Here is an 11,090-nt window from a genome sequence, read left to right as displayed (position 1 = left end):
ATCATATTCTACATATACTATGGAAGCTACACCATCCTAGGCATGGTGCTTCTTGCATCATGGGGCAAGAAAAGCCAGGATGCAGTCATCAAGGAACAAGCCCATCTCATCCTCTTAACCATACTCACCCTCTTGGTCGCAGCCACCTACACAGACATCATCCTAAGCAGCAAGGTTGGCAATCTCCCACAGATGGCACCGGTTCTAATGTTGTTGCCTGTAACCATCATTTACAACACAATCAGAAAGCGACAAGAGAAACAAGAAAACCCCTTGCAATTCAGTTTCAGCTACATCCATATCATCATCAGCGTGATGTTCTATGTATTCATCTCATTCATACAAATCCGTCTCGAACCAGGGATCATTACCATAGGACAGCTACATCTTGCCGAATCCACCTTCAGGGGCATCCTGACCCAATCGCAGATGTTCATCTCCATCTACCTTGCACTGAGGGAATCAAAACCCGGATACATCATCTCCATGCTGATGAACACAACCAATCTACTGATCTCTCTCGTATTCTGGATCATGATGGATTTCAATGCCCCACTTCCCGGGATCATATCCTATGTCAACGTACTGATTATTTTGTTGATCATCAGAGCATTCAGAAAGCAATCTGCTATGTATATAGAAAAAATCCAATCACAGAGGCAAGATCTCAAGGAGTCGGAAAGGCAGCTCTACAAACTTGCCTACTACGACTCGCTCACTGGATTGCCGAGCAGGGGATATTTCATTGAAAAGCTCCAGCAATCCTTGGAACGGGCAGACAGACAGCGTCGGAGAGTTGGTGTCATTTTCATCGATTTTGACTCCTTCAAGGCTATCAATGATACGGCAGGCCACATGGTGGGTGATCTGGTACTGCAACAGATCGCCCAACGGCTTATCAAGCGAATCGGGGAAAAGGGAACCTTGGCAAGGTTTGGGGGAGATGAATTCTTGGTGGAGATACCGGACTTGGAAACTGACGAGCCCATCCATGCAATGATCAACTCCATTATGGAAACCCTGAAAAAACCAGCGGTAATAGATGCTGGGGAATACCATGTTTCGGCAAGTATCGGTATTGCAGTATATCCCAATGATGGAGAAACCCCTGACACCTTGATCAAGAACGCAGATATTGCGATGTATGAAGCAAAAGGCAGAGGGAAAAATCAAGCCGTGTTCTGTACGGATGACATCAAGGCCAGGACCACGATGAATCATACCTTGGTGAACAATCTCTACTGGGCACTGGATAGAGATGAACTGCAGTTGCTGTACCAGCCGAAGATCTCGGTGGAAACCACCAAGATCATTGGCTTTGAGGCCCTGCTACGGTGGAACAACAGTGAGTACGGGGTTGTTAATCCGGAAGTGTTCATCCCTATGGCAGAACAGACGGGAATGATCAGACCCATCGGGCTGTGGGTTATGAGGACTGCCTGTCTGCAAATCCAGCAATTCCAGGAGTGGGCGGATTGTGAGCTTTCCATCAGTATCAACATTTCACTTATCCAGCTCCGCGACCCTTCCATGATAGAGCATATCTCTGCAATTCTTGAAGAAACGCATACACCGCCTCATTGTGTTGAGGTGGAAATCACCGAAAGTATTGCTTTTCAAGATGAGCCATTCATCATGGACCAACTAAGGAGAATGAAAGGATTGGGCATTTCGATTGCAATCGATGATTTTGGGACTGGTTACTCATCCTTCAGCCGGTTACGGACCTTCCCTATTGATCTTATCAAGATTGATATCGAGTTTGTCCGGGCCATCAGCAGCAATCTCCACAAGGATCAGGCAATTATCAGGAGTATCATCCTGCTTGCAAAGAATTTGGGGCTGAAGGTACTCGCTGAAGGAGTGGAAACGGAAGAACAGCTCCAGTTCCTCAAGGAGCAGGGGTGTGATTTCATCCAGGGATTTTTGTTCTACACACCTCTTCCCGTTTCAGGCATCAAGCAACTGTTGGATAGCTCCCAGAAAACCCGACTGTCCGCATTGCCATGAGGAAAAAGACACTGCTATACTTGTTCCATGAACAGAGAAAGCGAAATATTTCAACTTTCCGATACTCGTACGCTCACCATCAGATCACTTAAGCCAGAGGATGCCCTCCTGGCGGTCAAGTACATGAAAACCATGTACATGGAAAGTCCCTATCTTGCCCGTTACGGTGATGAATGGAATATCAGCACAGATGACGAAGCCACATTCCTGGAGAATGCAGCAAAATCCCAGAATAGATTGATGCTGGGTGGCTTTATTGAGGATAAGTTGGTAGCTCTCTGTGACTTCTCACCTTTGGGGTTTGCATACAAGATGGCACACCGCTGCCAGATAGGGATTTCTGTTGCAACGGACCAACAAGGGAAAGGAATCGGTTCCCTATTGATGAAAACCTTGCTCGATGCTGCCCGTCTGGCAGGATTCGAGCAAATGGAGTTGGAGGTTGTAGCTAGCAACAAGAGGGCAATACATCTCTACAGCCGCCTTGGGTTTCGAGAAATGGGCAGGATACCCCGCGGATTCCGCTACCGTGAGGGATTCTACGAGGATCTGCTTCTCATGGTCAGTGAATTGTAATAATCAACCAAGGTGTTCATCCCACTCCTTTTCCTTGAATCCAACCAATACAAACTGATCGGCGACCAACAGAGGTCGCCTAACCAGCATCCCATCACTGGCAAGAAGATCGAGCATCTCCTCTTCATCCATCCCTTGAATCCGGTCTTTCAGATTCAGGGAACGATACAGCTGGCCACTGGTATTGAAAAAGCGTCTCAAAGGCAGATTGCTTCGCTTAAGGAACTCTCTCAGTTCCTCTTTGTCCGGTCGGTCTTTCTTGATGTCACGATAGGTATATTCACGCTTCCTGGCATCAAGGAAGCTGATGGCTTTTTTGCATGTAGAACAAGCTGGATAGCAGATTATGGTCATTTTCAGGCTCCTTATATGTATGCTAGCAGACCGGTGGTATACTGGCAATTGGATAAATACACTCATTCCCCTAGACCAAAGCCTAAAAAGTTGCTATATACAATATGTTTCGGGTAAAAGGTTTTTGCAAGAACCCTCCTGACAGGGTGGTCGAAAATCAACTGTTTATGTATACTTAGCAGGATTACATTGCAACAAAGGGCTTTGCCTAAGGATTTACAGGGTCCAAAAGAGAGGACCGAAAAGGATGAACATAGGATGATCGCTGATAAGAGTATCAAAGAATTGGAAAACTCCTCCGTCGCACTGACGGTCACTGTGACCGCTGACACCATCGAAAATGACTACCAGGCAGCTTTGAAAAAGTATGCTGCTGATGTCCAGATCAAGGGTTTTAGAAAGGGCAAAGTCCCTGTATCCGTTCTGGAAGGTAAATTTGGTAAGGCGATTCGCGAGGAAAGTACATTCAATACCATCGAAAACGCATTGAAGGAAGCCTTGGCTGAAGTTGAAGACAAATACAAGCCGCTCTCCTTCAGCACCCCCGAGCTTCAGGATGAGGAGAATCTCCTCCCCTTCGAGCCCAACAAGGACATCACCTTCACCGTACACTACGACATTATGCCCATTTTCGAGACCCCTCAGTACAAGGGACTGGAGATAACCTACCCCAAGGTAACACTGAGTGAAGAGGCAGTTACTGCTGAACTCGACAAACTCCGTGAACAGAATGCAATGGTCATCGACAAGGATGACGCTGCTGAAATGGGTGACATTGTCACGCTTGACTATGTTGAACTGGACGAAGAGAAGAACGAGGTTCCCGGAACCGAACGCAAAGAGTTTGTTTTCACCTTGGGTAGCTCCACCAATTTCTACCAGATTGATGAAGATGTTGTTGGCATGAAGAGTGGTGAGGAGAAGATATTCACCAAGACCTATGCAGAGGATTCAACCGTTGAGGGGTATGCTGGAAAAACCATCACCCTGAAGGTGAATGTCCAGAGCGTGAGATTCCGTGATATCCCTGAACTCGATGATGAGTTTGCACAGGATGTCAAGGAAGAATACAAGACCGTCGATGACCTGGTGAAGGCAACCCGTGAGAAACTGCAGGCTGCCCTCGACGCAAAGCTTGAGAATGAAAGGCTGAATGCATTGAGTGAGGCTCTTCTTGAGAAGACTACCATTGCTGTTCCCCAGAGCATGATCGACATGGAAGTTGAACAGAGTTGGAAGCGTTACATCCAGCAGATTGGCCTGAGTGAAGAGCAGGTCCTGCAATTCCTCAAGTTCCAGAACCAGACCAAGGAGGATATCACCGCTCCTTGGAGAGAGGCTGCAGCAAAGTCACTGCGCATCCAGCTGATCATGGAAAAGATCAAGGAAGCAGAAAAATTCACGGTTGAGGAAGAAGAGTTGAACAAGGTTGTGGAGGAGCAGCTGAAGGATGTCATCGACCAGGCACAGCTTGATTACTACCGCAATATGATTGAGGATGACTTGCGCTTCCGGAAGATCGCACCGTTCTTGCAGGAGAACAATACCTTCGTGGAAGGTGAGGAAGTCGCATACGAGACGTTTATGAGCGATACCTACGGCGCATAAGCCGTAGATGATCATGAGTGCATAGTGTGTGAAAAGGCGGTTCCTCACTGGTTCCGCCTTTTCAATCCAAGCTACCAAAGGGGGCTTTTACCATGAATATCCATCCCGAAAGGATGCAATCAAACATACCGATGGTCGTAGAGCAGTCAGGTGTAGGCGAAAGAGCCTATGATATCTTCAGTCGCTTGCTTAAAGACCGTATCATCTTCCTTGACGGGGAGATCAATGATGCAACAGCCGACCTGGTTGTGGCACAGATGTTGTTCCTTGAGTCTGAGGACCCAACAAAAGACATCAGCCTCTATATCAACAGCCCCGGAGGTTCCGTAACCGCTGGTCTGGCTATCTATGACACCATGCAGTACCTGCATAGTGACATCCAGACCATCTGTATGGGACAGGCTGCAAGCATGGGTGCATTGTTGCTCTGTGCTGGAAAGGAAGGAAAGCGGTTTATCCTCCCCTCTGCACGGGTCATGATCCATCAACCGTGGGGCGGAGTTGAAGGCCAATCATCCGATATCTCCATCCATGCCAAGGAGATTGGTCGACTGAAGAATCTTACCATTGACATCATCGCGAGACATACCCATAAGACCTATGAGCAGATCGCCAAGGATGTAGAACGAGATTTCTTCCTCGGTAGTGATGATGCTGTCTCCTACGGCATCGTCGACAGTGTTATGAGAAGGAGTTAGTAATGGCAAGAAATGCAAAAGTCTGCTCGTTTTGCGGAAAAAGCCAAGATGAGGTGAAGCGTTTGATAAGCGGACCGGGTGTTGCTATCTGTGATGAGTGCATCAAGGTCTGTAATGATATGCTTGCCGGAGACCCAAGCTTCCAGGAGGAAGTGATCGGTCTTCCTGAACACATCCCTACCCCTCAGGAACTGAAGGAGTACATGGATGAATACGTTATCGGCCAGGAAGATGCAAAACGGGTACTTGCGGTTGCAGTGTACAACCACTACAAACGCGTTAAATACCAGAAACAGATATCAGAGCAAGGCGTTGAGCTGGACAAGTCAAACATCCTGATGGTGGGACCCACCGGTACTGGCAAGACATTGCTTGCCTCCACGCTTGCAAAGAAGCTTCAGGTTCCCTTTGCTATTGCAGATGCCACCACGCTCACCGAGGCGGGATATGTCGGTGAGGATGTTGAGAACATACTGCTTAAGCTTATCCAGAATGCAAATGACAACATCAAGGCAGCTGAATTCGGAATCATCTTCATTGATGAGATCGACAAGATTGCCAAGAAGGGAGAGAACCCTTCCATCACACGTGATGTCAGTGGCGAAGGTGTCCAGCAGGCTCTGTTGAAGATCATTGAAGGTACTGATGCCTCAGTCCCTCCCCAAGGTGGACGCAAACATCCTAACCAGGAGATGTTGAAGATCAATACAAGGAATATCCTCTTCATTTGTGGTGGAGCATTTGTTGGACTGGACAAGGTGATCGAGAAACGTGTTTCTTCCCATGCAATGGGATTTGGTGCAAGCATCATCAATACCCAAGACAAGGACTTGCATACATTGTACAGCAAGTTGCTTCCCGATGACTTGGTGAAGTTCGGCCTGATCCCTGAGTTCATTGGTCGACTTCCCATCCATGTTGCTTTGGACAATCTTACCAAGAACGACTTGATGCGGATCATCCTTGAACCAAAGAACTCCATCATTCGCCAGTATGAGGCTTCATTCCGCTTGGATGGTATTGAGTTTGTATTCAAGAGTGATGCTGTCGAGGCTGTTGCAGAAAAAGCCTTCGAACAGAAGACCGGTGCCCGTGGACTGCGTTCCATTGTAGAGAATGTGATGATGGGAATCATGTACGACATTCCTTCCATCAAGCAAGTGAAACAGGTAATCGTCGGTCGCGAATGTGTGATAAATGGAGAACAACCTGAGGTTATCCGTGGAGCGTGAAATGTTCAGCTATCCCCCCATTGATGAAGAGATCCTTGCATTGTTGAGAGATCGAGAAGAGTTTATTGTCATCGGGCATATCAGTCCTGATGGTGACTGCCTAAGCAGCCAGATGGCGATGAATTCCATGCTTCTGAAGATGGGGAAGACCGTCCATATGGCAAATGCCGGGCCCTTTGATCGCTCTGAGATTTCCCATCTTCGCTCTGATTTCCTGAATCATATCGACGATGAGCTGAAACAGAGGGATCCACTGGTCGTGGTGGTGGACTGTAGTTCACCAGAGCGTATCGGACACCTTGCAGATGAGATCGGGGGACTTACTACGGTGGTGTTCGACCACCACAGCAGCGGAGAGCAGTTTGGCACCTATCGCTATATTGTACCCCGCTCGGTATCCACCACCTTGATCATCATGCAACTCTACAAAGCACTGGATGTGGAAATTTCCCAAGAGATTGCCGAGCACTTGTTCTTTGGGTTTGCCACCGATTCAGGATTCTTCCGCTTCATCAATGCATATCGTGGAGAGACGCTCCGCCTTGTGGCCGAGCTTGTCGACCTAGGGGTTTCCCCCAATGTGATGAATGACCGTATGACTGGTGGAAAGAGTTTTGGGTATATCAAGTACCTGGGAAAGCTTATTGATCGTAGTGAAAGCTTGTTAGATGGAAAGGTGATGGTCTCCTCGAGTTGGCTTGAGGACAGCAAGCAGTACATCACCACAGACAAGCCAAGCGATTCTCTTTACACCATGTTGCTCTCGGTACAGGGAGTTGAGGTAGTACTCTTTTTCAAGGAGCTGGAGGGGGGAAGAACGGAAGTAGGATTCCGTTCCTCTCACCAAAGCAGCATCAATGTGGGGGCCTTAGCCGAAAGCTTTGGAGGTGGTGGACACAAGAAGGCAGCTGGTGCCACGGTCAACAAACCGATAAAGGAAACCAGGAAACTGCTTCTGGAAGCTGTTGAGAAAATGCTGAAAGCATAACTTGGCATACACATTGCATAGGTATGTGCATCATCCCACAAGGAGGCACCCATGCAATGGCTACCCATTTCTGCCAAGGAGAGCAAGCAATTGACTAATCAGGTGGTTTGTTACCAGAAAGATCGGTCCAATACAAAGCTCTATCGAACAGTTCACAACAAGACCCAGCAAATTCTCTACTCCCTCCCCTTTCATCTGCATTTACTTGAGGAAGAAGATTGCAGTGAATTCCTTCTGTACTGTTATAAAACCATTGACTACTATCTTACTTCATATAAAATCGGAAGGTTGTCCTACCTAGGATACCTGTCCCAGGTAGTACGTAAGCGAACTAAATATTTCATCTCCCAAAAACAAGCAAATTCCACCAGGGAAAGACTCCTCTGTGAAACAGAACCATTCATCAATGCTCAACTATGGAGTGAGCCGGAAATGACCGCAGAGACTGCATCCTATACAACATTCAAAGACCTTTTGGTCTCACAGATGGAGTCACTCCCTGAACTTTTCAATCGTCTCCTTTATGAACGTAAGGCTAGCCGAGAAGTACTTGATGAACGTATCCAACAGCTTAAGAGTGAGATCTCGACACCTGTAAACAGGAAACGATTCCTTATTGTACTTACACTCTCTCCAGGACTTGCAAACCAACATCTGCTTGAAAAGCTCGCAGACTTTCTTGAAGTTGATTCACATCTCCTCTGTCGGTATCTCAACACAGCAAACCTCATGCTTGAAGAGAAGCAACGATGCAAAGAAGCGTTCATCTCTACAAGCAACCGACACTTCAGACGATTGCTTGAGATTGAGAATTGTCTTCATACAGAGACTGATGCAAAGGAGCTTGAACGTCTGGAAGCGTTACGATGCTGGACCATAGGAGTATACAAGACAAAAGTGAACCAGATAAGGAAGATGGAGTTCCGCTTGAGCCACCATCAACTAGGAGAATTATTGCATATTCCCAAGGGGACCATCGACAGTTCGGTACACTATATGAAGCGTGTTCTCTCCCAGTATATGGACGAACAATCTGACATTGAGTATCTTAAGGGCCATGAATATTTTGTTGGCATCAAACAATGAGCATAAGAAAGAGGAATTTTCCAGGCTTCTCACCGGGCATACCATCATACTTCCTAGCGAGCTGGGTATCGATTTTGACTTCGAGGAAGAGGCGGAAACCTTTAGCGAGAATGCACTGGGAAAGGCCAGGGCATTGGCCACCCAGGCACCCGAAGAGTACAAGATCCTGGCAGATGATTCGGGCCTCTGCGTCGACGCACTCGACGGAAGGCCGGGGGTAAGAACCGCCCGATACGGCCTGGAGACATTCGGAAGAATGCTGGAAAGTGAAGAGAGGAACGGGTACCTCTTGAAAAATCTTGCTCACCTGGAAAAGAAAGAGGAGCGGAGTGCACAGTTTGTATGTGCCTTGGCATTTGTGATGGGCGGGAGAAGAGAGTTCACTTTCTGTGAGGCAGTAGATGGGTTCATTGCAAAGGAGAGCTATGGGAGGGGCGGATTTGGTTATGATCCCGTTTTCATCGTGAAGGAAGCAGGAAGAACCATGGCAGAACTTTCAGAGGAAGAAAAAGACCGCTACAGCCACCGTGGGAGAGCTACCCGTCACTTGATTACCTTGTTAGGAGAAATTTCATGAGTATACAGACACGAGCAGAACAACTTGAGCAGGATACCTGGGACCTTACCAGTCTCTTCGCAGATACAGCAGATTGGGAAGCAGCAACTGAAGTGATGAAACAACGTATCGCTGAGGCGCCTGGATTGAAGGGCTCCCTTGAGAAAGGAAAAGATTCATTCCTGGCTACCATGAGGTGGTATGAAGAGACAGGCATCCTTCTAGAACGTATTTACAACTGGGCTTTCCTGGGGTATGCCTCTGATGCCTCTGATAACACCAATGTCAGACGCTACAGCCTATCGGCCAGTCTTCTGAGCCAACTCTCTGCAGCCATGGCATTCTTTGACCCTGAACTGCTCGGTATTGCAGATGAGATTATAGATGGATACCTGAACGATGAGGACTTTGCTCCCTACCGTGTCTTTATAGAGAAAGCAAGACGGTTCAAAGCCCATGTACTGAGTGAAGGGGAGGAGCGTCTTCTCGCTCTGCAAAGCGAAGTTGCTTCCACCCCACGTTCCACGTTCAGCGACCTAACCAATGTTGATTTTGACTTTGGGGAGATCGATGGAAAACCTCTCACCCAGAGCTCCTTGAGCTCTTTCCTCATGCAAGAGGATAGAGCAGTGAGGGAACGGGCCTACAAGCAGTTCTATGCGGTGTATGAGAGCAGCAAGCATGCCATTGCAAGGCTCTACGAGGGACAGGTAAAGCAGGACATCTTCCAGGCCAAGGCAAGAGGATATGAGAGTTGCAGGGAGATGGCAATGTTCCCGGACAATGTACCGGTATCTGTATATGACAACCTGATCAAGGCTGTCCACGATGCACTGCCTACCCTTCATCGCTATTACAGGATGAGGGCAAAGCTCCTTGGCTTGGAGAAACTTTCCCATTGGGATGTCTATGTACCCTTGGTAAAGGGAGTAACCAGTATAACCCCTTATGAGGAAGCGGTCTCCATGATCGGGGCAGCACTTGCACCGCTTGGCAGTGAATATGTCCAGACTATCACAGACGGGCTGACAAAAGACAGGTGGGTGGACCGCTATGAGAACAAAGGCAAACGAAGTGGTGCATTCAGCAGCGGTACATTTACCAGCAAGCCCTATATTCTCCTTAATTACAAGGAGGATGTGTTGCGTGATGTCTTCACGGTAGCCCACGAAGGGGGACACTCAATGCATAGCTATTACAGTGCAAAGAATAATCCCTATTTCAACTATGACTATACTATCTTCGAAGCAGAAGTTGCCTCCACCTTCAATGAACAACTGCTGGCCAAGTATATGATCGACCATGCAACTGATGACCGGATGAAAGCCTATATCATCGGAAAACAGATTGATGACATCGTGGCCACACTCTTCAGGCAGACGATGTTTGCCGAGTATGAGATGATCATCCACAGGGAAGCCGAAGCTGGCGTACCGATCACCCTCGAGCTACTGAGAAGCGAGTACCGAAAGCTGCTGGAGCTGTATTTCGGGGATGCAGTATCCTTTGCAGAAGAAAGCGACCTTGAGGGATTGAGGATTCCGCACTTCTACAGCCCGTTCTATGTCTACAAGTATGCAACCGGGTTGAGCGCTTCCATCGCCTTGAGCAAGAAAGTGCTCAATGGGACAGAGCAAGACAGGCAGTCGTACCTCGCATTCCTTCGTAGTGGAGGCAGTCTCTACCCCATCGAATCACTACGGAAAGCTGGTGTCGATATGCAGAAGGAAGAGCCTGTAAGAGATGCTCTTTCCACCTTCTCATCCCTTCTGGACCAGGCTGGAAGCCTGCTCTCGTAAATGTTGCACTCAATTTTCAGAAGAGGGCTTGACGTGCTCCCCACCCTTGTTGTATTGTTGGCTCGTTCACTTCAAGAGCGAACAATACTTCAAGAATGCGGTAGTGGTGGAATTTGGTAGACACGCTAGCTTGAGGTGCTAGTGGGAGAAATCTTGTGCTGGTTCAAGTCCAGTCTACCGCAC

Annotated in this window: 10 protein-coding genes and 1 tRNA gene; 10 read left to right on the top strand and 1 reads right to left on the bottom strand. The window is 47.9% G+C overall.

The genetic code is table 11. The annotated features are described in order from the left end of the window. Nucleotides 1–2,010 (top strand): putative bifunctional diguanylate cyclase/phosphodiesterase (locus tag AB7S66_RS08410; protein WP_428518997.1); only part of this gene is annotated, 2,010 nt, incomplete at its 5' end. Between the two features lie 27 nt (nt 2,011–2,037). Then, on the top strand, nt 2,038–2,586 hold the full coding sequence (locus AB7S66_RS08405) for an N-acetyltransferase family protein (protein ID WP_428518996.1): 549 nt from the start codon (nt 2,038–2,040) through the stop codon (nt 2,584–2,586). Between the two features lie 3 nt (nt 2,587–2,589). On the opposite strand, the gene AB7S66_RS08400 is transcribed toward AB7S66_RS08405, so the two are convergent. Further along, the gene (locus AB7S66_RS08400; RefSeq protein ID WP_428518995.1) at nt 2,590–2,940 is read right to left on the bottom strand and encodes an arsenate reductase family protein; all 351 of its coding nucleotides are present in this window, start codon (nt 2,938–2,940) and stop codon (nt 2,590–2,592) included. A 258-nt stretch (nt 2,941–3,198) separates the two neighbouring features. On the opposite strand from AB7S66_RS08400, the gene tig reads away from it, so the two are divergent. The 8 genes from tig to AB7S66_RS08360 all read left to right on the top strand — a co-directional run bounded on the left by tig (nt 3,199) and on the right by AB7S66_RS08360 (nt 11,089). Beyond that, nucleotides 3,199–4,548, top strand: a complete 1,350-nt coding sequence (gene tig / locus AB7S66_RS08395) for a trigger factor (protein WP_428518994.1) — start codon at nt 3,199–3,201, stop codon at nt 4,546–4,548. Between the two features lie 92 nt (nt 4,549–4,640). Continuing rightward, complete coding sequence (locus tag AB7S66_RS08390) at nt 4,641–5,246, top strand: ATP-dependent Clp protease proteolytic subunit (RefSeq protein WP_428518993.1); 606 nt, start codon at nt 4,641–4,643, stop codon at nt 5,244–5,246. A 2-nt stretch (nt 5,247–5,248) separates the two neighbouring features. Next, nucleotides 5,249–6,478, top strand: coding sequence for an ATP-dependent Clp protease ATP-binding subunit ClpX (gene clpX / locus AB7S66_RS08385; RefSeq protein WP_428518992.1), 1,230 nt, complete (start codon nt 5,249–5,251; stop codon nt 6,476–6,478). 1 nt (nt 6,479) lies between these two features. Further along, complete coding sequence (locus AB7S66_RS08380) at nt 6,480–7,466, top strand: DHH family phosphoesterase (RefSeq protein WP_428518991.1); 987 nt, start codon at nt 6,480–6,482, stop codon at nt 7,464–7,466. Between the two features lie 51 nt (nt 7,467–7,517). After that, entirely contained in the window at nt 7,518–8,552 is a 1,035-nt protein-coding gene (locus AB7S66_RS08375; protein ID WP_428518990.1) for a hypothetical protein, read from the top strand. Further along, nucleotides 8,524–9,129 (top strand): non-canonical purine NTP pyrophosphatase, encoded by a 606-nt coding sequence (locus AB7S66_RS08370; RefSeq protein ID WP_428518989.1) that lies wholly within the window; start codon nt 8,524–8,526, stop codon nt 9,127–9,129. Before AB7S66_RS08375 ends, AB7S66_RS08370 begins: the two co-directional genes overlap by 29 nt. After that, entirely contained in the window at nt 9,126–10,907 is a 1,782-nt protein-coding gene (gene pepF / locus AB7S66_RS08365; protein WP_428518988.1) for an oligoendopeptidase F, read from the top strand. Before AB7S66_RS08370 ends, pepF begins: the two co-directional genes overlap by 4 nt. Nucleotides 10,908–11,004: 97 nt before the next feature. Beyond that, nucleotides 11,005–11,089 (top strand) — tRNA-Leu (locus AB7S66_RS08360). The last annotated feature ends 1 nt before the right edge of the window (nt 11,090 follow it).

Source organism: Sphaerochaeta sp., from assembly GCF_050178175.1.
In the GTDB taxonomy this organism is placed as follows: domain Bacteria; phylum Spirochaetota; class Spirochaetia; order Sphaerochaetales; family Sphaerochaetaceae; genus Sphaerochaeta.
The sequence above is the reverse complement of the archived record's forward strand: the minus strand, read 5'-3'. Positions and strand labels throughout refer to the sequence as shown.

Coding starts and splice junctions, on each gene's coding strand:
- AB7S66_RS08405 (WP_428518996.1), top strand. CDS start 2,038: ATGAACAGAGAAAGCGAAATATTTCAACTTTCCGATACTCGTACGCTC.
- AB7S66_RS08400 (WP_428518995.1), bottom strand. CDS start 2,940: ATGACCATAATCTGCTATCCAGCTTGTTCTACATGCAAAAAAGCCATC.
- tig (WP_428518994.1), top strand. CDS start 3,199: ATGATCGCTGATAAGAGTATCAAAGAATTGGAAAACTCCTCCGTCGCA.
- AB7S66_RS08390 (WP_428518993.1), top strand. CDS start 4,641: ATGAATATCCATCCCGAAAGGATGCAATCAAACATACCGATGGTCGTA.
- clpX (WP_428518992.1), top strand. CDS start 5,249: ATGGCAAGAAATGCAAAAGTCTGCTCGTTTTGCGGAAAAAGCCAAGAT.
- AB7S66_RS08380 (WP_428518991.1), top strand. CDS start 6,480: ATGTTCAGCTATCCCCCCATTGATGAAGAGATCCTTGCATTGTTGAGA.
- AB7S66_RS08375 (WP_428518990.1), top strand. CDS start 7,518: ATGCAATGGCTACCCATTTCTGCCAAGGAGAGCAAGCAATTGACTAAT.
- AB7S66_RS08370 (WP_428518989.1), top strand. CDS start 8,524: ATGAATATTTTGTTGGCATCAAACAATGAGCATAAGAAAGAGGAATTT.
- pepF (WP_428518988.1), top strand. CDS start 9,126: ATGAGTATACAGACACGAGCAGAACAACTTGAGCAGGATACCTGGGAC.